This window comes from Paenibacillus sp. fava2 (assembly GCF_058313675.1).
Window position 1 is genome coordinate 414078 of the sequence record NZ_CM177755.1, and the last position, 23153, is coordinate 437230.

Consider the following 23153-nt stretch of genomic DNA (forward strand, 5'->3'; position numbering starts at 1 on the left):
AAGCCGTCATTTTGCATCACCGCATGGCTAAAAATTGGCAGATCATGATATAATGGCCTCACTAAAGGTTCGACATTTGATGCGAGGGAGGATGTCTATGAACTGTAGGGACTGCTCTGCGATAGAGCCGGTGGAGGATGAGGGGGAAATCCGGTTTCGGCCGTGTACCTTTGTGCTTGCCTCTGCATTGAAATCTTCAGGAGTGGAATTCACAGCAGTGAAGAATACGGGGAAGATGCCGTACGCTTCCAAAGAATCGCTCTTTGAGCTGCTGAAGCTGCTCACCATACTGCAGGAACAAGCGGATACTCGTCTGAAGCTGTGCATCAGCGGCAAGTCAGGCAGCCTGACAGCAGAGCGCTGGGTCTCCTTGGAGCAGCTAGAGATAAGATTCGCTAACGACAATCTGATTTCCATCATTTCCAATCATGACTTTACCAGCCACATGCAGCCGATTGTGAATTTTACCGAGGAAATTGTGGGCTTTGAGCTGCTGCTGCGGCCGTTGCCCGAGGGAAATGCTTTTCAGCCCTACGAGCTGTTTGAAATCGCCCGGCAGACCGGGTTTCATTCCTTTCTGGACCGTGCCGCACGCATTTCGGCCATTGAGACCAGTGCAAGGCTGCTGCCCAGGGGGATTAAACGTTTCGTTAATTTTTTGCCATCCTCCATTTATAATCCGAATTTTTGCCTTACCCACACCTTTGAGACCATCGAACGATTGGATCAGGACCCGGAGGACTTTGTTTTTGAGGTAGTGGAGACGGAGAAAATCAGCAACATGGAGCATTTGCAGGCGATTTTTACCGAGTACCGCAGACAAGGGATGCGGGTCGCGCTGGATGATGTCGGCGCAGGGTATTCGACCGTGGAGGTCATGTCCAGCCTCAAGCCGGATTATGTGAAGATTGACCGGAATCTGATCAGCTATTGCGATCAGGATAACGGCAAACAGAGAACAATCAAGGATATAATCAGCCGGGCCGGATCCTTTGGAGCCAGTGTACTGGCCGAGGGCATCGAGCGGCGGGAAGAATTCCAGTACTGCAGGGAGATCGGCATCGAGCTTGCCCAGGGTTATCTTTTCGGCAAACCGGAGGACAAGCCGCCGGCACATTTCGGATTTAGCGCATAACGTATGAAGTACATGTTCCCCGGAGCGAACGCGGTTTATCCGCCGCCCCGGGGATTATTTGCGAACGAGACAAATTCAGAAAAAATGGAGGGGCTATGAGTATTACATTGCTGTATGTGGAAGATGACGGGGAGATCGGGAGTGCCGTTTCTGCAGATTTGCGGGAAAGGAAGTATGCGGTCCGCTGGCTGCAGAGCGGTGAGGGGGCCGTTGAGGCTGCGGCAGGCTGCCAGCTGGCCATTCTGGATGTCATGCTGCCCGGACTTGACGGGTTTACTGTTGGACACCGGCTGAAGCGGGCCTATCCGGAGATGCCGGTTCTGATGTTATCCGCCCGTACCTCCATAGATGACAAGCTGCAGGGGCTGGAATTCGCGGATGATTATTTGACGAAGCCGTTCCATCCCGACGAGCTGGCAGCCAGGATTGAAGTGCTGCTACGGCGGACGGGTGCTGCCGAGCCTGCGCCGCTAATCCTTAAACATCTTGTTGTATATGAAGGCAACAACGTGATTCAGGAAGCGGCAACCGGCCGCGAGATTCTGCTTACAGGCAAGCAATTTCAGATTTTCACCTACATGCTGCGCCATCTCGGGCAGATCCTGACCAAGGAGCAGATCTATGAAGCCGTCTGGGGCGAGGCCTATATTGAAGGCGATAAGACATTAATGGTACATATCCGCTATCTGCGCGAGAAGCTGGAGCTCGATCCGGCTGCTCCGGAGATTATTGAGACCGTGCGGGGGATCGGCTATAGGGTGAGAGCATGAGCGTACGGAGGAGCCTGCGCGGGCGCCAGCAGTCGCTGCTGTCCCGTTATCTGCTGATTATTATGGCCGCTCTGTTATTTATCCCGGTCGGTATTCCGCTGACATTTACGGTCTATAATCTGTTTAATCTTCAGATGGCCGAAAGGCCGCCGGAGGAATACAAGCTGTATTCCAACATCACTGCACTTGAGGAGCAGTGGCATCAGGAGGCGTTGGGCCTGTCCGGGCAGACTCCTGATGCGATCAATCGCAGGCTGGAGGAACTGAGCGGCAGCTATCCGCTGGCCGGCATGTTCTGGGTAGATGGTGAGGGGCAGACCCGGCAGATTCATACACCGGAGGAGCCGCAGCTTCAGGGGCAGCTTGGGATGGACAGGATACCTCCGCAGTGGAGCGCACCAGAAGCAATTGCCTTCATGAAGGATGCGGCCAGGCAGGACCCGCTGGCCATTGTCGCATTCATAGGCGACCGCGCAGATGCCGGCGAAGGCTTCCTGGTTATGCAGATACCGGAGAAGATTACCGAGGCCTACCATTTCCAGAGCCTGAGCTCCTGGTATATTCTCGTACTGCTGATCTTTTTTGCTCTGTTTGTTGCGGTATCCTGGCTGTTCTTCACCGGAATCCGCAGGCGCCTGCTGCGGCTGCAGACAGCCATGAGCTTCACCGGAGGCGCCGGCATTCCTGAACCCATTGCACCCGGCAAGGCGGATGAAATCGGCCGTCTGGAAGAGGCGTTCAATCACATGATTGCAGAGCTGACTGTGAGCCGCCGGCGGGAGGCGGAGGAGGAAGGGCTGCGCAAGCGGCTGGTCGCCGACCTGTCACATGATCTGCGGACTCCGCTGACCGTAATACGCAGCCATCTCCATGTGCTGGGCAAGGAGGGCTTATCCCGGCGCGGCCAGGAGTCCATTCTGCTGATGGACGAGCGGATTGAGAGCCTCAGCGGCCTGATTGATAATCTGCTGTCTTACAACCTGCTCAGCAGCGGCAGGGTAACTTTGAACCCTGAGCGCAAGGATGTGCTGCGGATATTACGGGAAAGTGCAGCGGCCTGGTATCCCCTGTGGGAAAAGGAAGGGTTCGAGGTGGACATCAGCCTGGAGGGAGAAGCCTTATACTGGGTTATCGACGAGAGCTGGTTCCGGCGGATTCTCGATAATCTGTTTCAGAATATTGTTCGCCACGCGCGCAGCGGTAAATACGTCGGCGTGCAGCTGGTAACGCGGGAAGAGGGGCGTGCGGTTGTCATCTCTGACCGCGGACAGGGGATGGACAGCGCTCCCGAAGCAGCAGGAGCGGGACTCGGCCTGTCCATAGTTGATCTGCTGCTGAACCGGATGGAGCTTGCCCGGGAGACCGTCAGCTCCCCGCAGGGGACATCCATTGAAATTTTTTCAGCCGCGGACGCAAAATTTAAACAAAATTTAAACTTGCTGCGGCCACTGCTTTAACCTCGGGGCGTTATGCTGGATACCGAGGTGAACGACTAATGAAATCAACGGTAATCAAAACGACAGGTTTAAGAAAGGTGTACCGCGGCCGGGCTGCGGTTGAGCACCTGGAGCTGAATATCGGCCGGGGGGAAATCTACGGCTTCCTCGGACCGAATGGAGCCGGTAAAACGACAACCATCCGTATGCTGCTGGGTCTGATCAAGCCTACCTCCGGACGGATTGAAATCTTCGGGCAGGAGCTGCGGAAGCACAGGCTGCAGATTTTGCACAAGGTGGGTTCGCTTGTGGAATCACCGTCATATTACGGGCATCTGAATGCAGTCGACAATCTGGAGGCGATCCGCCGGATTCTGGATGCCCCCAAGTCCCGGATTGCCGAGGTGCTTGATATTGTCTCCCTGACCGGTGAAGAGAAGCGTCCGGTCAAGGGGTTTTCGCTGGGAATGAAGCAGCGTCTGGGGATTGCGGCCGCCCTGCTGGGCAGCCCGGAGCTGCTGATTCTGGATGAGCCGACGAACGGGCTTGATCCTTCCGGCATACAGGAGATCCGCTCGCTGATCAAGCGGCTGCCGGCAGAGCACGGAATTACGGTGCTCGTCTCAAGCCATCTGCTCAGCGAGATCGAGCAAATGGCCGATACCGTAGGCATTATCCGCCAAGGCAAGATGGTCTATCAGGATACGATCGCCCATCTGCAGGAGCAGGCCGCAGGCGATCTCCGGCTTGCGGTATCCGAGCCTGAGGCTGCCCTTGAATTGGCCAAGCGGCGGGGCTGCGGCGGGTCGCTGCAGGAGAGCCGGGTTATTCTGCCCCGCATGAGTGATGCACGCGTGGCACTGCTGATCAAGGAGCTGGTAGAGAACGGGCATGCGGTCTACCGGGTCGAGGAACGCCGGCAGTCCCTGGAGCAATTCTTCCTGCAGGTTGTTGAGGGAGGCGTATCATGATGTGGCGGGCGCTGTCGGCGGACTGGCTCAAAATACGCGGCAAAGGCCTGTGGTTCCTTGTTTTTCTCGGGCCGCTCGGTCTTACTGCGATGCAGGGGCTGAACTTTGGCATCCGTTATGATTATCTGAAAGAGCAATACCAGGCAGATCTGTGGGGCGGACTGCTCAGCAATGTTGCCGGCTTCGTACCGATTGCCCTGTATCTGGGCGGTACGCTGATCTGCTCTCTGATTGCAAATGTTGAGCATCAGATGAGCTCGTGGAAACAGCTGCTGGCCCTTCCGGTTTCACGCACCGCCGTATTTATGGCCAAGCTGCTGCTCTGCCTGCTGCTGCTGGTCTGCTCCTGTCTGCTGCTGTCCGCCGGGACGCTGGGCCTGGGGCTGATCCTTGGCTTCGGCTCCCAGCCGGTACCTTATGCCGATATCCTGCGGCTTGGTTTTGCTTCTTATGCCGGTGCGCTGCCGGTCATTGCACTCCAGCTGTGGCTCTCCCTCTCCAGCCGCAATCAGACCTTTCCTGTAGCTGTCGGGATTACGCTGTCGCTGCTCAGTATCTTCTCCATGTATCTGTCCGAATGGATGCCGCTGACCTGGCCTGCCCTTGCCTGGGAGGCCGAGTCACCATGGCTGTTCATCACGTCCGGCCTGCTGCTTGGCCTGCTGATGATCTTGCCCGGAGCTATTCATTTCGCACGAAAGGATGTGGACTAAGATGCGGAGGTTCTGGAGAATTCTCTCGGCGGAGAGAATGAAGCTGTCGAGGTCCTTCATCTGGCTGCTGGTTGTCATCAGCCCGGTCATTGCGCTGCCGGTGGGTGCACTGGCCAATTTGCAGCAGGAGGGAGAGCCCTTATCCTGGCAGGTGCTGCTGAATGTCATGTCCCTGATGCATGCCTTATTGTTCCTTCCTGTGCTCACAGGACTCTTTGCGGCGCTTATCTGCCGCGCCGAACACAGTGACGGCGGCTGGAAGATGATGCTGTCGCTTCCTGTAACACGTACATCGGTGTACCTTGCGAAGTTTACTGTTGTTATGGCGCTGCTGGCCTGTGTCCAGCTGGCCTTTCTGGCGGCCCTGCTGGGCATGGGCCTGTACCGCGGGGCTGATGGACCTGTACCCTGGCCGCTGTTCCTCTCAAGCATAGCGGGCGGCTGGTTCGCCTGTCTGCCGCTTGCTGCACTGCAGCTGGGTGTATCCCAGGGCTGGAGCAGCTTCGGCGCACCGCTGGCGCTCAATGTCAGCCTGACCATCCCCAATATGCTGATTGTTAACTCGGCTACGTACGGGCCCTATTATCCATGGGCCCAGCCTCTGCTTGCCATGTCACCCTTCGGAGGAGACGAGTTCGGCGCATTTCATCTGCCGGCACAGACGCTGATGCTTGTAGTATCCGTCAGCCTGATTGTGTTCCTGTCTGCCGGTCTGCTGGCTTTCCGGCACAAGGCGGTGTAGGGCGGCTTAACCATAAATGCTTTGCTGAATGCACGCTGTTCACTTTCCGAGATCACGCTCTGCGGTCAGCTCAATGGACATTGTCCGAAGTTTTTTTTATAATTAATCGTAGAGAATCTTATTAATGACCGGCGTGACCGGGGGAAAGCATAATTAGGAGGGCGGAAGCATGGAGCCGGCAGCACTTGAAGAATGCGATAACACCTGCAGCGGTTCGGAGCTGGGGCCGGAGACAGCGGCGCTCATTCTGCCTGACCGGGGAACTACGGACAAAATGGCCGAGATGTTCAAGGCGCTGGGCGATCCGACAAGAGTGCGGATGATTTACGCTTTATCGCAGAGAGAGCTGTGCGTGCACGATCTGTCCACTATCCTTGATATGGGGCAGTCGGCGGTATCCCATCAGCTCCGCTACTTGCGGAATCTGCGGATTGTGAAGCGCCGCAAAGAAGGCAAAACCGTATATTATTCACTGAACGACGCGCATGTTGAGCAGATTTTCCTGCAGACACATGAGCATATCCGGCACGAATAGATCAGGCACACCAAAAACCGTCCATAGGGCCAGTAGCCCCCGGGACGGTTTTTTTGCTGCGTTCAATATCAGGTTGGCTGAAAAAATCAGGTGTACCTCTGCTCCCGGCCTTGACCGGGGTCACACTTTTAACTCACCATGCTCCATAGCGGAATTCTCGATCTGCAGAGTAACGTGACGGATGCCAAAGTTCTGCTCTATAAGCCGGACAGCCTGCTGCAGAATAGCCTGATGACTGGCGTTATCCCTGATCAGCAGGTGCCCGCTGAGCGCATCCAGGCCGGAGGTGATGCTCCAGATATGGAGATCATGGACATCCATTACACCGTCGATTCCAAGGAGCGCGGCACTGACAGCTCCGGAGTCCACGGAAGGGGGAGCCCCCTCCATCAGAATGTGAAAGGCCTGCTTCACCACGCCCCATGCGCTCCGCAGAATCAGCAGCGCCACAACCACGCTGATGATTGGGTCAGCCAGGTACCAGGAGAAGAGCGACATAATCAGCCCGGCCAGCAGTGCACCGACAGAGCCGAGGGCATCACTGACGATATGCAGATAGGCGCTGCGGATATTGATATTATCATGACCTCTACTTTTGCGCATTAGCGACCAGGCGCTTACAAGGTTCGCCAAAAGACCAACTGCAGCGATAATCATCATGGTACCGCTGGCTACTTCAGGCGGGGAGCCGAAGCGTTTGACAGCCTCCCAGATGATAAAGCCGGCGATTACAAACAGGGTAACCCCGTTAAACAGGGCGGCCATAATTTCAAAGCGGTAGAACCCGTAAGTATTCTTGGCAGAGGCCGGTCTGACGGCAAATATCATCGCGACCAGGCTTAAAGCCAGCGAAGCGGTATCGCTTAGCATGTGCCCGGAATCGGAAAGCAGTGCCAGACTGTCCGTGATTAGTCCCCCGAAAAATTCGAGCAGCATGATTCCGCCGGTGATGATCAAGGCAATCAGCAGGCCCTTCCGGTCAGCCGGAGCATGGGAATGGCCATGTCCGTGAGCGTGATCATGCCCCGTGTGACTGTGTTTATGAGCGTGCTTATTGTCTGTGCTGCCGTGTTGATGGGCGTTATCATGGTTTGTATGATCATGTCCATGAGCATGACCGTTGTCTATGTAGCCGTGTTGATGAGCGTGATCATGGTTAGTATTCCTGTGCTCGTTAGTGTGATTATGACCCGCGTGGTTTTTATGGAGCGGTTGTTCATTAACCTTATCGTTGCCTGAGCGGCGGTGCAGATTCATAAATAATCCCCTTCCTTCAAAAAAACATATGAATGATTGCTCATATGTTAATATTATCCCTGCTGTGGCAAAATTACAAGCGTCCATATCTTTATTTTTAGAGTCCCGGTAGCGGATAGATATTATCCTGTAGCATCTGAAATAATGGGCAGACTATGCAGATTCTGCATTGACACTGTAAGTTTTATGAGAATATAATGTGTTTAAGTTAACATATGAACAAATACTCATATATTGTTTTTTCCAAGGGAGATGAGTCATTTGAGTACGGCAGACGGATTGGTAAAACGCCAGTGGATGCTTGACGGGCTGGATTGTGCAAATTGTGCAATGAAAATTGAGAATAAGGTCAGTAAGATTGAAGGTGTCTCCTCCTGCTCTGTCAATTTCGCCATGAAGACGATGACTGTGGAAAGTGCTGCTGATCAGGCGGACAGTATATCCGAGCAGGCTCGGCTGACGGTGACGAGCCTCGAGCCGCATGTGAAGGTGCGGGAGCTGAAGGCCGGAGGCGTCCGCAGGAAGACGCCCGGAGCGGTCCGGGCCGTCCATGCCCATGAGGACGGAGGATCCGGCCATAACGGGCACGGGCACGAGCACGCCCACAGCGATGCCGCCCCCCATGGGCACGCCCACGGCGACGACGCCGCCCACGGGCACACCCACAGTGATGCTGCCCATGGCCACAGCCATGACCACGGCGCAGGAGATACCCGGCGCATCGTGCTGAGGCTTGCCGGAGGCGGGATTCTGGCCGCTGCAGCCATGCTGCTGCCGCTCGGCGGCATCCCGGAGCTGCTGCTTTTTCTGGCCGCATACCTGATTGTCGGCGGTGAGGTCGTGCTGTCGGCAGCCCGCAATATTATACGCGGCCGGGTATTTGACGAGAATTTCCTTATGGCGCTGGCGACTATCGGGGCTTTTGCCATCGGCGAATACCCGGAAGGTGTGGCCGTCATGCTCTTTTACCAGGTGGGCGAGCTGTTCCAGGGAATGGCTGTGAACCGCTCCCGCAGGTCAATTACTGCACTGATGGATATCCGTCCCGAATTTGCTTATCTGAAGGACGGCAGCGGGCTGCGGCGGGTGCCGCCGGAGGAGGTGGAGATCGGTGATATCATAGTTGTGAAGCCGGGTGAGAAGGTGCCGCTCGACGGAACCGTTCTGGAAGGCAGTGCGATGATGGATACCTCTGCACTTACCGGCGAATCGGTGCCGCGTTCAGCTGAGCCGGGCAGCCAGGTGCTGAGCGGCTTCATTAACCGCAACGGCGTAATTACTGTAGAGGTTACACAAACTTTCGGGGAATCAGCCGTATCCAAAATTCTTGAGCTGGTGCAGAATGCAGCCGGCAACAAAGCGAAGACGGAGAATTTCATCACCAAATTCGCCCGGGCGTACACGCCGCTGGTTGTCATTACAGCACTGCTGCTGGCTGTTGTTCCTCCGCTGGTGATCAGCGGTGCCACCTTTTCGGACTGGATTTACCGTGCTTTGGTCTTCCTGGTCATTTCCTGCCCCTGCGCGCTGGTCGTTTCGATCCCGCTGGGCTTCTTCGGCGGAATCGGTGCCGCTTCGCGCAGCGGAATCCTGGTCAAGGGCAGCAATTATCTTGAAGCGCTGAACGATGCAAAGATCGTGGTCTTCGACAAGACCGGCACACTGACCAAAGGGCAGTTCACTGTAACGGGAATCTACCCTGCCGAAGGCTTTACAAACGAAGAACTGCTGCGGACAGCCGCATATGCAGAGAGCCATTCCAGCCATCCGATTGCCGAATCGGTCCGGGCAGCTTACGGTCAGGCAATCGACATGGATATAGCGGAGGACTACGACGAGATCTCTGGCCATGGGATTTCAGTGACAGTAGAGGGCAGGGCTGTACTCGCCGGAAATGCCAGGCTGATGGAGCGTGAAGGAATTACAGCGAGTGTGCCAGTGCAGAACGGAACGGTCGTTCATCTGGCAGTGGACCGGCGGTACGCCGGACACCTGGTTATCGCCGATGAGGTGAAGGAGGACTCGCTTCAGGCAGTCAAAGCGCTTAAAGCGCTCGGTATCCGTAAAACGGTAATGCTTACCGGTGACACCCAAGCGGTTGCTGAGACTGTCGGGGCACAGCTTGGAATTGATGAGATTCATGCCGGCCTGCTGCCGCAGCATAAGGTTGAGGCGATTGAGCGTCTGGAGCAGGAAAAGGGCAAGCGGGAGAATATTATTTTTGTCGGCGACGGCATTAATGATACCCCTGTACTGGCGCGGGCTGATGTCGGAATGGCGATGGGCGGGCTCGGCTCGGATGCAGCGATTGAAGCGGCGGATATTGTGATCATGACGGATGAACCGTCGAAGATTGCTGCGGCAATCGGAATTGCCAAGCGTACACGGCGTATTGTCTGGCAGAATATTATTTTTGCCCTCGCGGTTAAAGGATTGTTCCTCCTTCTGGGCGCATTCGGGATCGCCACGATGTGGGAGGCCGTATTCTCGGATGTAGGCGTTACTGTACTGGCGGTGCTCAACAGCGTCCGTGCCCTCCAGATTCCCAAAGAATCTTGATTTTGAAGGAAAATTAAAATGAATAAATATGAAAAATAAGCCTTTTTAGATTCCATAATGTGGGACTAAAGGCTTATTTTTTATGTGATATATAATGGAAATTGTCTGTTCTTGCCGATATAACAGTATAGATTTACAGCAAATGGAAGCTGCTAACTAATACTGCTGGGAGGACTAAAGGTGGAAAAAGAAGTGAAGCTTTGGACAAAGCTGAAAATGAAAGTAAATAAGCGAAAAACGGCCTCGATGCAAAGAAAATGGTCCCTGATTTTATTGGCCATATCGATTATACCGTTACTGGGATCAACCCTCTTTTTTACAACCTATTTCAGTAAGGTGACCAAGGAAGACAGCGAAGCAAGAGCGGAAACGATCCTGAATATGAATGCTTCACGGCTTAAAGAATGGCTGATGTCCAAAACCTCGGCAGTACAGGCGCTGGTCGCCCTGCATCCTGAATTTGATACTTCAGAGCCAGAGACGATTTTTCCGGCCATCAAGGTGCTTGAGGAAAGCGACATGCAGTCTGAAGGCTATAGTGTTATTAATAAAGACGGCCTGTTGACCAATATGCTGGGCTTAACAGCTGAAATGGGAACAGCGGACTATTTTTTGAAGGCGAAAGAGACGATGCAGCCGGCTGTAGCGGATATGACCTTCCTGGAGCCCCTGAGCAAGTATGTTATATCGGTAGTCGTCCCGTTTGCCGGAGCGGATAAGCAGTTTGCCGGAGCCATTGCCTTCTCGGTAACTCCCGAGATGATGATGGAGATGAGCAAGGATATCAAAGTCGCAGAAAGCGGATACGGATATGTTGTCTCGGGTGACGGGACCTACTATGCTCATTATGATACACAGCGGATCGGAAAAAACATCGCCGAATTCGCCGGCAGCAAGGATATGAAGGCAGCGCTAGACAGGATTCTGGCCGGGGAGAGCGGCTCGGAAACCTATAAAGGTGAGGATGGCAAAGAGATCATTACGTATTACCAGACCGTACCGGGTACGAACTGGAAGCTGATGATCAATGTACCGGAAAGCGAAATCTATGCAAAAGTAATTTCGGCCCAGACTGTTGCGGGCATTTTTCTGATCATTGTCATCGTGGTGGTTGTGCTCCTGGCGCTCTACCTGACGAAACTGATGGTTAAACCGTTGTCTGCCGTGTCCAAAGTGGTAAAACGGGTTGCAGAGGGTCATTTAAGCGAACGGGTAGCTGTGACCTCCAATGATGAAATTGGCCAGATGAGCAAGGGCATTAATGATATGATCGAAGCTTTATCCGGTATTGTCGGAATGATTGATGCAGCGGTGGCCGAGGTGGCCATTTCCGCCAAGGGCCTGCTCGGATATGCCAATGAGTCCTCGAATACCTCGGCGGAGATTGTTGAAGTGATCAAGGAAGTGGCACATGGAATGGAAGAGCAGTTCAAGGGATCGGAGCAGTCAGCCCGGGCCACGGAAGAAATGGCGGTCGGCCTCCAGCGGATTGCAGAATCTTCGGTCAGTGTATCCGACCAGGCGGAAAGTGTGAACAAGGAAGTTGAAAACGGGTATCTTGGAATCCAGTCTACACTGGAGCAGATGAAGGTAATCAGCACGACAGCCGGACAGACCTCAGAGCTGATCACAACGCTTACACAGCAATCCGAGCAAATCGGGCAGATCGTTGATGTCATCTCCGAAATATCCAATCAGACCGGGCTGCTGTCACTGAATGCTTCTATTGAAGCGGCCAGAGCAGGTGAACACGGACGCGGCTTCGGAGTGGTGGCGAATGAAGTGAAGAAGCTGGCTGAGCGCACGAATACATCCATTGTGCATATTGTTGAGCTGATCCGGCAAATCCAGACCTCGACGGCAAATGCCGCTGCATCCATGGAGAAGAGTATTACTGAGATTGGCGACGGTATGGATAAAATGAACCATGTAGGCGCGGCCTTTGAGCACATCCGTTCCTCCATGCGTGAAGTATCTAACCAGATTCAGGATGTCTCGGCTATCAATGAAGAGATGTCTGCCGGGACAGAGGAAATCACGGCATCCGTCTCGGATATGCTGACGATTGCCAAAGCATCGGCAGAGAATGCCGAGCTGGTTACCGAGGCTTCTGTAGAGCAGAAAGATCTGATGGGTAAGGTTGTGTCTGAGGCCGAAGCCCTCACAGCCATGATGGCTGAGCTGAAGGAAGAAGTCGGCCGTTACCGTTAAGCTTACAAATATACAAATGAACCCCCTCCGCAGAGCGCGCAGCGCTAAGCATGGAGGGGGTTGTTTGTATAGCGGAGCGGAAGCTACACCGTTTCTTCCAGTTGCAGGCTTTGGATGCCGGCACGGATGATGCCGCAGGAGGCATTGAACTTCGCGGTCTCCTGCTCGCTCAGATTGAGCTCCAGCAGCTCCTGTATGCCGCCGCTGCTAATGATGGCAGGGACGCCGGTGCATACTTCGTTCTGCCCGTACTCGCCGTCGAGGATGGCCGAGACGGCGATGATCTTATGCTCATCATTGAGGATGGAGCGGGTGATATAAGCCAGCGCACTGCCGATGCCGAAATGGGTCGAGCCCTTGCGGGTGAAAATTTCCCAGCCGGCGTCCTTGGTCTTGCGGGCAAGATCGTCGAGATCGAGGCTGCTGAACCGCTCCCGGTGCTGCTCCATGATCTGCAGCAGCGGCTTGCCGCCAATCGTGACGTGGGACCAGGCCACGAACTGGGATTCGCCGTGCTCGCCCAGCGCATAGCCGTTGACGCTGCGCGGATCAATAGAGAACACCTCGGAGAGCAGTGTCTTCAGGCGCGACGAATCGATGGAGGTGCCGGTGCCGATCACACGGTGGCGCGGGAGGCCGGACATTTTCCATACCATATATGTGACGATATCGACCGGATTGGCAGCCACTACAAAGATGCCGTCGAAGCCGCTGGCCATAATGTCGGTAACAATCTCTTTAGTGATAACAGCAGCGGCGTCCAGCACATCAAGTCTCGTCTGGCCGGGCTTGGGATTCGCGCCGGCTGTAAGAATGACCACATCCATGCTGCCGCAGTCACCGGCAGTTCCGGCATACACCTTGGTTCTGGTTCCTGCAAAATCCATGCAGTGCGAGAGGTCAAGCGCTTGTGCCATGGCGCGGTCATAAGTACGGTCGACCATCATGATCTCATCGCAGATGGCCTGGTTGACCATGGAATAGGCACAGCTTGAGCCTACATTTCCTGAGCCGACGATCGCCACTTTTCTAGATTTCGTTTTCAATTGCCTTGCCCTCACTCTCTAAAAGTAATACCCGGCCCCGTCTGTGAAAGCTGGAGGTAAAGTATGTCTTTATTCTACCTGATCTCACCGCAAGTTACCTGACATCAGAGTGAAAAATCCAGGCGGAAGCATCCAGCTTTTGTCACATATTATACGAAAACGGGGCTGAGCCGGCATTTGTATATAACTATTGTATGCGGGAAATGCGAAAGAAGGGATATAAGTTGACAAACCTGCAGCAAATTTATTAGCCGCTGCTGACTCAGCATCTCCAAATAACGGAAAGAGCATCCCCTACCCGGCAAGGATAAGAGATGCTCTTTATAAAGTTCTAGCTCCTTGGCTGCGGGATATGTTCCTGCGGCGAAGACATTAAGGTATAGCGCTTATACATGAACATCCGCCAGTGGAGAATCATACCGAAAGCCAGGATGAAGAACAGGCCGCCGGATTGCGGGACGGATACATACCGGTTGATAAACTCATGGAGTACGGTGCGGACGAGCAGCAGGCCGAGCAGGATAAAGGCGAAACTCTTGGAACGCTGGGCGTAGATCAGGCCGTTCCGCTCTTCGAATCTGGTGCTGCGTATCAGCGGATAGGCAAAAATGAACCAGCCGGCGATAAAGGCCAGCACTGCCCACCACCATGGAAAGCGGACTTCAGGTGCTACAAACATGGCGAAGCCGGTTGACATCCCCAGGGGCGGAATCCATATTTTGCGGAGGGTCACCGGACGCTCGCTTGCCTTCAGGCGGATAAAAATAACCATCAGCGCCATGAAAACGGCTCCCAGCGTAGAGCCTATATGCAGAAGCGAGGGATTGATATTACCCATCATTCACGTTCCTCTCTGTGATTTGTGTCACTTATTTCTTCATTATAGCAGAAATTTCTTTGTAAACAGAATGCTGGTTAAGAGCAGAAACAAAGAACCCGCCAGGCTATCCTGGCGGGTTCTTTGCAGATTATGCGTTATAATCAGGTACAAGGGTTACCCTTGACCACTCAGCTTACGAACGGCTGCGTCCGCCAACCGAACGGAGAATCAGGCTGACGATAGCAATCAGGATTACTGCACCGATAATGGATTGGAAGACATAGAAGTCACTGATTCTAGGACCCCAGTCGCCCAGCAGCATACCGCCGAGCCATGAGCCAAGGATACCGGCAATAATATTACCAATAATACCTCCCGGAATGTCTCTGCCCATAATCAGACCTGCCAGCCAACCAATCACGCCGCCTACGATCAACATCCATAGAAAACTCATTTTGCTTCAGCTCCTCTTTGTATGTGTGTGTTGCCTTCGATGGTTACTATTAACCTCAAGCAATGCGTTTAAACCATGTGGATAATTTTGTATTTACGGACTGTTGTGGCAGTTTAATATGCCCGGAAAACAGCTGTTTAATACCGGTCAGGTGCCGGGTAAATAAACATGTTATATTGATTTAAGGGGCCTGAAGCAGAGGGAATCTGCACAGTACAGGGTAAATATTATGCAAGTAACAGCTATTATAGAATGCAGTTTACTGCAAAGGAGACGCGGATATGAAGCAGCCGAATGAAGTCTTATTTTACATTGGTACGTATAATACAAAAGAGAAAGAAGCCATCCTGCTTGGAGCCCTTAATAAAGATAACGGGGAAATGAGGGTGCTGGGCGGGACCGCAGGCATTGAGAATCCTTCCTTTCTGGCTTTGAACAGCTCCGGGAAAGTGCTGTATGCGGTAAGCGAGCGGGATGAGGGTGAAGTCCACGCCTTTGCCGCTGACCACGGTACGGGGGTGCTGCAGCCGCTGGGCAGCAGAAGCACGGACGGCGGTGCGCCCTGCTATGTGTCTGTTTCCCCGAAGGGTGATTACATATTCGTAGCCAATTATACCGGCGGCAATGTGAATGCCTTTCCGGTCAGTGATGACGGCTCCCTTGGTGAAATGTCCGGCCAGGTCAAGCATGAGGGCTCAGGAATCCGCCAGGACCGGCAGGATGCCCCCCACACGCATTCTGTTATTCCTGACAGCACCGGGGAACGGGTGCTGGTATGTGATCTCGGGATTGATCAGGTACTGATCTACCGGCTTGTGGACGGCAAGCTGGTTACACACCGTGAGGTGGATCTCCCGCCGGGCTCGGGCCCGCGCCATCTGGCCGTCCACCCGTCAGGACGGTGGATGTATCTGATTAACGAGCTGAACAGCACCATTACGGTATTTGCCAACAATGAGCAGCAGGGTGACCTGAAGATTCTGCAGAGCATCAGCTCGCTGCCCGAGCAGTATCCGGCCGGCAGTGATGATACGGCCGCAGATATTCATGTGTCACCATGCGGACGGTTTCTGTATGCGTCCAACCGCGGACATGACAGCATCGGACTGTTCTATATTAATGCAGAGACGGGATTGCTGGAGTCTGGTGACTGGGTGAAATCGGGGGGGCGGATACCGCGCAATTTCGCAATCACCTCTGGCATGCTGCTTGCTGCCAACCAGGAGAGCGGCAACATTGTTTCTTTCCGGATTGACAAGGAGAGCGGCCGGCTGATCCCTACCGGTAACGAACTGGAGGTTACTGCTCCGGTCTGTCTGGTTCCTGTGCAGCCATAGCAGAACAACAAGGGCCTTCCCTGCAGATCGGCTGCAGGGAAGGCCCTTGAGCAATAATGTAAAAGGAATAAGGGCAAACTACTGTAATCCGCCGGGACTCCCGTCTCCGGTATAAAAGCCGATATCATCCAGCATGATCCGGTCGCCTTCCTCTTGCAGATAAAAGGTAATTTCGGTTAATTCATCGGGATTAAGGGAGGGCTCCTCATCCAGGAAGCTCTCAAAGGGCAGCTCATAGGTCTGGAACACAGCCTCCGATAAATCGCCGTATTTACCGTCGCTGACCCGCTCCTCCAGCCAGGGGCTGATTGTGAACTCTGTCTGCGGCAGCGGAAGGATGTCCATCACTTCATCCAGCGGCAGCCGGGCGCTTACCTCATTGCTGTCGGTCAGTTCGACCTCGACATCAGGAGCCGGGGCAGCCGCTGCAGGGACATCCTCGCTGTCTTCTGCACCCGTGTCGGCATTGCGGTTCGCCATGGAGAAAGTCAGGCCTGCCGCGCCGGAGGCGGCCAGCTCCCGGACTACGCTGTCCTTGAGCAGGATACTGTACGAGCCTGCTGCTTCCCCGGCATCGTGCTCCAGCAGGATACCGTAGGTTGCTTTGCTCTTGGACTCGCGGTCCTTGGCCGTTTCTTCAGTCCAGTCCAGACCCGTCACGGCGGCAGTGCCGCCTGTCACTGTATTCTTGTTGCGGTCCTCATCATAATTGGCGACCGGAATATATTCACCGCTCTGGAAACGGCTGAAATACGCTGTATCCGGCAGCCACTGCAGCCCGCTGCGGTAATCCCGGAATAATTCCTTGTATTCGGTTTGTCCGTGCAGCGTAGTCTCCAGGAAGGCCGATACATATACCCTGGCAATCTGCCGCTGTTCATTTCCGTCCATAATCTGAGCCCGGTTTAGAAATAATCCCGCCGGCAGAGTCTGGTCATACAGCCCCCAGTCGGTATTGAACTGGCTGTGGTTGGCATCGGCGATATAGAGCGAGCTCTTGAAGGCGGAAGAGCCGCTGGAGTAGCTGGAGCGTATATATTGCCGGTCCCCGTAAAAGTCATGCACATCACCGTCCCGCGCACCCTGCAGCGTCAGATAATTGACATCCTTCAGCCGGGCCTGCTGGTCATCGATAGCCTTATCGGTCGGGGCCAGGGCGATAACGGAGGAAATTGTGAATTGGCCCGTTACGGCCAGGACGGGATCATCCTTGAACCAGCGCGAGGCATCGGCAGCCATGGCGACCGCCTGTCCGCCGCGGCTGTGGCCCAGCAGAGCTGTTTTGGAATAATCAACCTTTTGGTAGAACGGATTTCCCGGCTGCTCTGCATAGGCTCCAATCTGCTCCAGATGCTTCAGAATCATCCACGTCCGCACCTTGAAATCATTGTCCGGTATGCCGGACCAGGCCGAATAGTTAAGGAAGTTCTCATCCAGCGTGACCGCAATGAAGCCCCGGCTGGCCAAAAGTTCCCCCAAGTAGGCGTATCCTTCTTCCGAATAATCCTCCATCATGTGGTTGCCGTGTACCATCAGCACCAGCGGGAAGGGGCCGGTGCCTTTAGGCATCCATACCTGGGCATTGAGCGGAAGCGCAGTGTAATCGAATCCCCAGAATATCGTCCGCAGCTTGGGCCAGTTCTTGATATAGGCTGAGGCATCGGCTGAACCTGAGGTTAGCCGGACCTCTGAACCATACCCTGCGCGGTGCAAGTCATCTCCGCTGCCGTAGGTGAAATGCTCGTAGCTGTAGCTCCCCGGAGCTGCAGGATCTGCTGCGTCAATCGGGGTCACATCTCCGGCTGAAGCTGTAATACTGTCTTCTGCAGGCTCATTGAGTCCTGCACCGTACAGCGGAAGCGGAACCAGCAGAATGACCGCGGCCAGTGCAATACCCGAGACAGTCCGCCTGCTGCGCAGCAGGCCTGCCGATAAACCCGCCGCTGCTCCAATCAGAGCAGCAATGGCGGCAATAACCGAGGCTGCTTCAATTGCCAGACCTCCAAAGTATAGGATGAGCAGTACAGCCCCGAAGCAGCTTAAGAAGATACCGGCGAACAGCTTAGGAAAGCGGAGGCCGGTCAGGGACAGCAGCAGGGCCAGAAGATTCCCGGCCAGTGCCAGCACGAGCGTTCCGGCTCCGGCCGCTAGTATAATATCCGCCGGGGCTCCCATACCTGTCGGGATTCCCAGGACGGCAATAATAAAGGCCAGCGTGCCTATTGTCCAGGGACCGGCCAGCGCGGTCCTCCATAAGGTTGTGTCGTAAGCGTAGGTTAACATGATGCGTCTGCCTATTTCTGCGAATATGCGTCTGATCAGCCGCGGTCTTTGCGGCTGCGGCAGCTCTGGAGCATATTCCAAATCCATTCCCATGTCTTTATCCCCCATAAGATGTAGCAATATTATTACTTTACAGCTTTTACAGCTTTGATAACAAGCGGGTCTTGCAGGAACAGCCGCCATTTGCTTCCCGCTGAAAGAGCAGAATGCCATCTTGAAGCCATTTTGAAAAAAAGATTTGACAGGTGGCAGAGATTTCAGTATTATGTGTCTAAACCTACTAATCGGGTAGGAATAATTAAATAAATGTTCTTACCGTACAGACGGAGGAGCGCCCGCTTGAAGCAAGCAGACACGTGTCTACAGGACCGGTTTGACCTGCCATATGTGGGCATTCCTGCGTCTTTTTTTCTACTAACATGAATTTCAGAGGCATTTCTAATATTAAAAAACATGGGGGAGTGGTTGGAATGAAGAAAGGGATCAAGAAGGGGCTTCTCGCCGGATTTACATTACTGCTGACGGCAGGGCTCACTGCTTGCGGAAGCAACGGCAATACGAACAACAGTGCAAATTCAGCAGCAGGTACGCCTGAGGCAACCAATGCAGGAACAAATGCGGCTGCTACAGCCGAAGCGACAAAGGCGCCGGCAAAAGATCCGGTAGAGCTGCTGAATGTCTCCTATGACCCTACACGCGAGCTGTATGAGAACTATAACAAATCGTTTGCTGCTTATTGGGAGCAGGAAACCGGGCAGAAGGTAACCATCAAGCAGTCCCATGGAGGTTCCGGGGCACAAAGCCGGGCGGTGCTTGAAGGACTGGAGGCGGACGTTGTAACACTGGCGCTTGGTTATGACATTGATGCGCTGGTCGATAAAGGGCTGATTAATGCAGGCTGGGAGAGCAAGTTCGAGCATAACAGCTCACCGTACACCTCGACCATCGTATTCCTGGTTCGCAAGGGCAATCCGAAGGGCATCAAGGACTGGCCGGATCTGCTGAAAGAAGGCGTGGAAGTGATCACTCCGAATCCCAAGACTTCCGGCGGTGCACGCTGGAACTATCTGGCGGCATGGGGTTATGCACTGGACAATAACAATAACGATGAAGCCAAGGCACAGGAATTTGTCCAGGAGCTGTTCAAGCATGTGCCGGTGCTGGATACCGGGGCACGCGGGGCTACAACGACCTTTGTAGAACGCGGCATCGGCGATGTACTGCTGGCGTGGGAGAATGAGGCCTATCTGTCCATCAAGGAGCTGGGCCCGGACAAATTTGAAATTGTGAACCCGTCCGAGAGCATTCTGGCAGAGCCGCCGGTAGCGATCGTGGACAAAACAGTCGACAAGCGGGGAACACGCGAGGTATCTGAGGCCTATTTGAACTACCTCTACACCGAGGAAGGCCAGAAAATCGCCGCAGAGAACTATTACCGTCCGACACTGGAGAGTGTGAAGGAGCAGTTCAAGGATCAGTTCCCGGAAATCAAGCTGTTCACTCTGGCCGAGAAGTTCGGCACCTGGAAAGAAACCCAGGAGAAGCATTTCAATGACGGCGGAATCTTTGACCAGATTTATGTGCCGGGAAGCAAATAAATAAGATACTGGCTTTTAATAACCGGATGCCTCAGCCGCAAGAGCTGGGGCATTCATGAATGTACGGGCCTGGGGAGCCTGCTCCGTCAGGGACGCTGATCGGCGGGCAAGCCGAAGGCAGGAAAGGATGGGTGCATAGATGAATGTCATTTCTACGGCTGCAGCACGGCGCAAGGTGCTTCCGGGCTTCGGCATTACGATGGGTTACAGTGTACTGTACCTGAGTCTGGTAGTACTATTGCCGCTGTCGGCGCTGCTCTTTAATTCAACCGGGCTGAGCTGGGCCAAGTTCTGGGATATTGCCACTGATCCCCGGGTGCTGGCCTCCTACCGTGTCAGCATAGGCACTGCTGCGGCTGCAGCATTGGCGAATGCTTTTTTTGGCCTGCTGATGGCCTGGGTGCTCGTGCGTTACGAGTTTCCGGGCAAAAGAATTTTCGACGCTCTTATTGATCTCCCGTTTGCCCTGCCGACAGCGGTTGCCGGCGTTTCCCTGACCGCCCTTTATTCCCAGAACGGCTGGATCGGCTCTTTATTCGAACCGTACGGCTTCAAAATTGCCTTCACCCCGCTTGGAATCACGCTGGCGCTGATGTTCATCGGCATTCCCTTTGTCGTGCGGACCGTTCAGCCAGTGCTGGAGGATCTTGACCGGGATATGGAAGAGGCTGCAGCAACATTGGGTGCAAAGCGCGGCCGGACCTTTCTGCGCATCATTCTGCCTGAGATATTTCCTGCGCTGCTGACCGGCTTCGCGCTGGCTTTTGCCCGTGGGATCGGGGAATACGGCTCTGTCGTCTTTATCTCCGGTAACATGCCGATGCGGACTGAAATTGCCCCGCTGCTGATTATGTCCAAGCTGGAGCAGTTCGACTACGCCGGAGCGACCGCGGTCGCCCTGCTGCTTCTGCTGATTTCCTTCCTGATGCTGCTGGTCATTAACCTGCTTCAGCGCTGGGCCCGCAAAACATCACGATAGATAAGGAGGAATACACATGGCAGGAACTGTGCCTATGCATGCCCCGAAGCGAACAGGCAGCACGGCCTCATCTGCAACAAATGAATCCCGGGTAGTAAAATGGGTGCTTATTGCAGCCGCCGGGCTGGTGATGCTCTGGCTGATTGCCCTGCCGCTGATAGTTGTGCTGACAGAGGCGCTGAAGCGGGGCTGGGACGTCTACTGGGCTGCGCTTTCTGATCCGGATGCGGCTTCGGCCCTGAGGCTGACACTGCTCGTAGCGGCGATTACCGTTCCGCTGAATACCATTTTCGGCGTAACTGCGGCTTGGGCGGTGACCAAATTCCGATTCCGCGGCAAGGGTTTTCTTATTACGCTGATTGATCTGCCGTTTGCCGTATCACCGGTTATCGGCGGTCTGATCTTTGTGCTTGTGTTCGGCTCGAGCGGCTGGTTCGGCTCCTGGCTGAGCGACAATGACATCAAGATTGTTTTTGCCCTCCCGGGCATCATACTGGCGACACTGTTTGTAACCTTTCCCTTTGTAGCACGCGAGCTGATTCCGCTGATGGAGGATCAGGGCACGCAGGAGGAGGAAGCGGCGATCACGCTGGGGGCCAAGGGCTGGCAGATCTTTTTCCGTGTTACACTGCCCAATATCAAATGGGGTCTGCTGTACGGCATCATTCTCTGCAATGCGCGGGCGATGGGGGAGTTCGGGGCAGTCTCTGTAGTATCCGGCCGGATCCGCGGGGAGACCAATACGCTGCCGCTGCATGTGGAAATTTTGTATAACGAATATCAGTTTTCAGCTTCCTTCGCGGTTGCCTCACTGCTGCTTTTGCTGGCCCTGGTTACGATGATTATCAAAAGCTGGCTAATGCGCAAAAATGCTCATTGACAGTGATTTGGTTCCATGCTAAGTTAAAACTCAGTATACAAGTTGGAAATTACGGGATTTAGGCGGAGATGACCCCCTATCCGGGGAAAGGGAGGCTGGAAAATGGCTAAGCCGCTGAAGGTGGATGAGTTATGGCTATCACGAATTTCAGAACTGCTGGACAATATGGAATTCGGCTCACTGCATATTGTAGTGCATGAGGGTCAGATTGTTCAGATGGAGCGTACGGAGCGCAAGCGTTTCGAGAACAGCTCAGCAAATCCGCGTATCAGTGGGGAAACCGGAAGCCGGCGCACCGACGCCCGTTCGGCGGGACGGGGATAGCAAGCAGCGCGTTAGTACTCATCCTATATACAATTATGCTTGAGATCAAAACGAAACAGAGCAGCGTCCCCTCCAGGTGAGAGGTACGCTGCTCTGTTTTGCTGTAACACGGTTGAATTAATAACGGGGTCTCTGCCGGTTGGCGGACAGGCCTTCAATCAGCAGGACGATAGCGGTAATGGCATGCATGATCCAGCCGACAACCGGAATAATGGCAACCACTGAGGTAACAATCCCGATCAAATTGCCGATGAACGGACCGCGCTCCCGCAGCAGGATGACAACTGCAGCCGCATGCAGCAGAAAAGCGATGCCCAGCGGCAGCCAGCCGTTGGCCAGTACAAATGCGCCCCCGATAAACGGGATGGCCAGAAACGCCTCGTACGCGAAAGTCCCCCATTTAAATAATTTGCCCAGTGATGACATGATGGTTCACCGATCCTTTTCAAGTTATAGTGGAGCCTGATTCTATTGCTATTAATTACCCGTCTTCTTGGACTGAGAATAGGCAGTGATGTCTGTGGCGGAATTCTTTATAGCATACGTTGGTATCGGTGATCCGTTTCAAAATACCTCCCGGGCTTATCCGCCCCTTGCCTTGATTGCGGCTGCTGCTGCGTATATATTGGTAACAGTGCAGGGGACTGGCAGCAGCCCCCTGTCAGAGAGCGGGGGGAAGATCAAGTATGAACCATGTATCTAAACCGGAAATACGCCATGAGCTGCCTTCTGTGGAGCAGTATCTGGCTCTGCGTACTGAGGCGGGCCTGAGCCCGATGAGTGCTGCAGGAGCGGCAGCCGGGCTTCCGCGTTCCTGTTTTGCAGTTACTTTATATGATGGCGGGCAGCTGGTGGGCATGGGCCGGGTGATAGGGGACGGAGGCTGTTTTTTTCAGGTTACTGACATAGCAGTAAAGCCGGCTTATCAGGGCCGTGGTCTGGGAAAAGCGGTCATGCACGAGATCAGACAGTTTCTTGATACCGTGCCGCAGCCGTCTTATGTGAGCCTGATTGCTGACGGCGAGGCCGCAAGGCTCTATGCGCAGTACGGCTTCGCTCCTGTTATGCCCGAGTCACAGGGGATGTTTCTGCGGCGGTAGGTC

At 54.3% G+C, this 23153-nt stretch carries 21 protein-coding genes; 15 read left to right on the plus strand and 6 right to left on the minus strand.

The annotated features are described in order from the left end of the window. Positions 1-97: 97 nt before the first annotated feature. The 7 genes from AC4G46_RS01865 to AC4G46_RS01895 all read left to right on the plus strand — a co-directional run bounded on the left by AC4G46_RS01865 (position 98) and on the right by AC4G46_RS01895 (position 6302). Positions 98-1135, plus strand: coding sequence for an EAL domain-containing protein (locus AC4G46_RS01865; protein WP_491126437.1), 1038 nt, complete (start codon positions 98-100; stop codon positions 1133-1135). A 95-nt stretch (positions 1136-1230) separates the two neighbouring features. Further along, positions 1231-1905 (plus strand): response regulator transcription factor, encoded by a 675-nt coding sequence (locus tag AC4G46_RS01870; RefSeq protein WP_491126438.1) that lies wholly within the window; start codon positions 1231-1233, stop codon positions 1903-1905. Further along, positions 1902-3362 (plus strand): sensor histidine kinase, encoded by a 1461-nt coding sequence (locus AC4G46_RS01875; RefSeq protein ID WP_491126439.1) that lies wholly within the window; start codon positions 1902-1904, stop codon positions 3360-3362. Before AC4G46_RS01870 ends, AC4G46_RS01875 begins: the two co-directional genes overlap by 4 nt. A gap of 38 nt (positions 3363-3400) precedes the next feature. Further along, on the plus strand, positions 3401-4312 hold the full coding sequence (locus AC4G46_RS01880) for an ABC transporter ATP-binding protein (RefSeq protein ID WP_491126440.1): 912 nt from the start codon (positions 3401-3403) through the stop codon (positions 4310-4312). Further along, positions 4309-5025, plus strand: coding sequence for an ABC transporter permease (locus AC4G46_RS01885; RefSeq protein WP_491126441.1), 717 nt, complete (start codon positions 4309-4311; stop codon positions 5023-5025). Before AC4G46_RS01880 ends, AC4G46_RS01885 begins: the two co-directional genes overlap by 4 nt. Before the next feature lies 1 nt (position 5026). Beyond that, on the plus strand, positions 5027-5767 hold the full coding sequence (locus AC4G46_RS01890) for an ABC transporter permease (protein ID WP_491126442.1): 741 nt from the start codon (positions 5027-5029) through the stop codon (positions 5765-5767). 169 nt (positions 5768-5936) lie between these two features. Continuing rightward, a complete protein-coding gene (locus AC4G46_RS01895) occupies positions 5937-6302 on the plus strand; it encodes an ArsR/SmtB family transcription factor (protein ID WP_068723657.1) in 366 nt (121 codons plus the stop codon). Between the two features lie 120 nt (positions 6303-6422). On the opposite strand, the gene AC4G46_RS01900 is transcribed toward AC4G46_RS01895, so the two are convergent. Then, positions 6423-7430, minus strand: a complete 1008-nt coding sequence (locus tag AC4G46_RS01900; RefSeq protein WP_491128766.1) for a cation diffusion facilitator family transporter — start codon at positions 7428-7430, stop codon at positions 6423-6425. Between the two features lie 381 nt (positions 7431-7811). Here AC4G46_RS01900 and AC4G46_RS01905 point away from each other — a divergent pair, with 381 nt between their 5' ends. Both AC4G46_RS01905 and AC4G46_RS01910 read left to right on the plus strand, forming a co-directional pair. Next, entirely contained in the window at positions 7812-10118 is a 2307-nt protein-coding gene (locus AC4G46_RS01905) for a heavy metal translocating P-type ATPase (protein WP_491126443.1), read from the plus strand. A gap of 180 nt (positions 10119-10298) precedes the next feature. Further along, positions 10299-12329: a methyl-accepting chemotaxis protein gene (locus tag AC4G46_RS01910; RefSeq protein ID WP_491126444.1), complete on the plus strand. Its 2031-nt coding sequence runs from the start codon at positions 10299-10301 to the stop codon at positions 12327-12329. Positions 12330-12412: 83 nt separating this feature from the next. Here the strand turns inward: AC4G46_RS01910 and AC4G46_RS01915 are convergent, their stop codons facing one another. The 3 genes from AC4G46_RS01915 to AC4G46_RS01925 form a co-directional block, all read right to left on the minus strand. Then, positions 12413-13375 carry an L-lactate dehydrogenase gene (locus AC4G46_RS01915; RefSeq protein ID WP_491126445.1) on the minus strand — a complete coding sequence of 321 codons (963 nt, stop codon included), beginning with the start codon at positions 13373-13375 and terminating at the stop codon, positions 12413-12415. Positions 13376-13706: 331 nt separating this feature from the next. After that, the gene (locus AC4G46_RS01920; RefSeq protein WP_491128767.1) at positions 13707-14213 is read right to left on the minus strand and encodes a CcdC family protein; all 507 of its coding nucleotides are present in this window, start codon (positions 14211-14213) and stop codon (positions 13707-13709) included. A 175-nt stretch (positions 14214-14388) separates the two neighbouring features. Further along, a complete protein-coding gene (locus AC4G46_RS01925) occupies positions 14389-14649 on the minus strand; it encodes a GlsB/YeaQ/YmgE family stress response membrane protein (RefSeq protein ID WP_068723663.1) in 261 nt (86 codons plus the stop codon). 281 nt (positions 14650-14930) lie between these two features. On the opposite strand from AC4G46_RS01925, the gene AC4G46_RS01930 reads away from it, so the two are divergent. Then, entirely contained in the window at positions 14931-15986 is a 1056-nt protein-coding gene (locus tag AC4G46_RS01930) for a lactonase family protein (protein WP_491126446.1), read from the plus strand. A 78-nt stretch (positions 15987-16064) separates the two neighbouring features. On the opposite strand, the gene AC4G46_RS01935 is transcribed toward AC4G46_RS01930, so the two are convergent. Continuing rightward, positions 16065-18362, minus strand: coding sequence for an alpha/beta hydrolase (locus AC4G46_RS01935; protein WP_491126447.1), 2298 nt, complete (start codon positions 18360-18362; stop codon positions 16065-16067). Positions 18363-18739: 377 nt separating this feature from the next. Here AC4G46_RS01935 and AC4G46_RS01940 point away from each other — a divergent pair, with 377 nt between their 5' ends. The 4 genes from AC4G46_RS01940 (at position 18740) to AC4G46_RS01955 (ending at position 22050) form a co-directional block, all read left to right on the plus strand. Continuing rightward, the gene (locus AC4G46_RS01940) at positions 18740-19867 is read left to right on the plus strand and encodes a sulfate ABC transporter substrate-binding protein (protein WP_491126448.1); all 1128 of its coding nucleotides are present in this window, start codon (positions 18740-18742) and stop codon (positions 19865-19867) included. Positions 19868-20006: 139 nt separating this feature from the next. Continuing rightward, the gene (gene cysT / locus AC4G46_RS01945) at positions 20007-20846 is read left to right on the plus strand and encodes a sulfate ABC transporter permease subunit CysT (RefSeq protein ID WP_491126449.1); all 840 of its coding nucleotides are present in this window, start codon (positions 20007-20009) and stop codon (positions 20844-20846) included. Positions 20847-20862: 16 nt separating this feature from the next. Next, positions 20863-21726: a sulfate ABC transporter permease subunit CysW gene (gene cysW, locus AC4G46_RS01950; RefSeq protein ID WP_491126450.1), complete on the plus strand. Its 864-nt coding sequence runs from the start codon at positions 20863-20865 to the stop codon at positions 21724-21726. A gap of 102 nt (positions 21727-21828) precedes the next feature. Next, the gene (locus AC4G46_RS01955) at positions 21829-22050 is read left to right on the plus strand and encodes a YezD family protein (protein WP_068723672.1); all 222 of its coding nucleotides are present in this window, start codon (positions 21829-21831) and stop codon (positions 22048-22050) included. 117 nt (positions 22051-22167) lie between these two features. On the opposite strand, the gene AC4G46_RS01960 is transcribed toward AC4G46_RS01955, so the two are convergent. After that, positions 22168-22476, minus strand: coding sequence for a hypothetical protein (locus AC4G46_RS01960; RefSeq protein WP_491126451.1), 309 nt, complete (start codon positions 22474-22476; stop codon positions 22168-22170). A gap of 260 nt (positions 22477-22736) precedes the next feature. On the opposite strand from AC4G46_RS01960, the gene AC4G46_RS01965 reads away from it, so the two are divergent. Continuing rightward, complete coding sequence (locus AC4G46_RS01965; protein WP_491126452.1) at positions 22737-23150, plus strand: GNAT family N-acetyltransferase; 414 nt, start codon at positions 22737-22739, stop codon at positions 23148-23150. The last annotated feature ends 3 nt before the right edge of the window (positions 23151-23153 follow it).

Coding starts and splice junctions, on each gene's coding strand:
- AC4G46_RS01865 (WP_491126437.1), top strand. CDS start 98: ATGAACTGTAGGGACTGCTCTGCGATAGAGCCGGTGGAGGATGAGGGG.
- AC4G46_RS01870 (WP_491126438.1), top strand. CDS start 1,231: ATGAGTATTACATTGCTGTATGTGGAAGATGACGGGGAGATCGGGAGT.
- AC4G46_RS01875 (WP_491126439.1), top strand. CDS start 1,902: ATGAGCGTACGGAGGAGCCTGCGCGGGCGCCAGCAGTCGCTGCTGTCC.
- AC4G46_RS01880 (WP_491126440.1), top strand. CDS start 3,401: ATGAAATCAACGGTAATCAAAACGACAGGTTTAAGAAAGGTGTACCGC.
- AC4G46_RS01885 (WP_491126441.1), top strand. CDS start 4,309: ATGATGTGGCGGGCGCTGTCGGCGGACTGGCTCAAAATACGCGGCAAA.
- AC4G46_RS01890 (WP_491126442.1), top strand. CDS start 5,027: ATGCGGAGGTTCTGGAGAATTCTCTCGGCGGAGAGAATGAAGCTGTCG.
- AC4G46_RS01895 (WP_068723657.1), top strand. CDS start 5,937: ATGGAGCCGGCAGCACTTGAAGAATGCGATAACACCTGCAGCGGTTCG.
- AC4G46_RS01905 (WP_491126443.1), top strand. CDS start 7,812: ATGAGTCATTTGAGTACGGCAGACGGATTGGTAAAACGCCAGTGGATG.
- AC4G46_RS01920 (WP_491128767.1), bottom strand. CDS start 14,213: ATGGGTAATATCAATCCCTCGCTTCTGCATATAGGCTCTACGCTGGGA.
- AC4G46_RS01925 (WP_068723663.1), bottom strand. CDS start 14,649: ATGAGTTTTCTATGGATGTTGATCGTAGGCGGCGTGATTGGTTGGCTG.
- AC4G46_RS01930 (WP_491126446.1), top strand. CDS start 14,931: ATGAAGCAGCCGAATGAAGTCTTATTTTACATTGGTACGTATAATACA.
- AC4G46_RS01935 (WP_491126447.1), bottom strand. CDS start 18,362: ATGGGAATGGATTTGGAATATGCTCCAGAGCTGCCGCAGCCGCAAAGA.
- AC4G46_RS01940 (WP_491126448.1), top strand. CDS start 18,740: ATGAAGAAAGGGATCAAGAAGGGGCTTCTCGCCGGATTTACATTACTG.
- cysT (WP_491126449.1), top strand. CDS start 20,007: ATGAATGTCATTTCTACGGCTGCAGCACGGCGCAAGGTGCTTCCGGGC.
- cysW (WP_491126450.1), top strand. CDS start 20,863: ATGGCAGGAACTGTGCCTATGCATGCCCCGAAGCGAACAGGCAGCACG.
- AC4G46_RS01955 (WP_068723672.1), top strand. CDS start 21,829: ATGGCTAAGCCGCTGAAGGTGGATGAGTTATGGCTATCACGAATTTCA.
- AC4G46_RS01960 (WP_491126451.1), bottom strand. CDS start 22,476: ATGTCATCACTGGGCAAATTATTTAAATGGGGGACTTTCGCGTACGAG.
- AC4G46_RS01965 (WP_491126452.1), top strand. CDS start 22,737: ATGAACCATGTATCTAAACCGGAAATACGCCATGAGCTGCCTTCTGTG.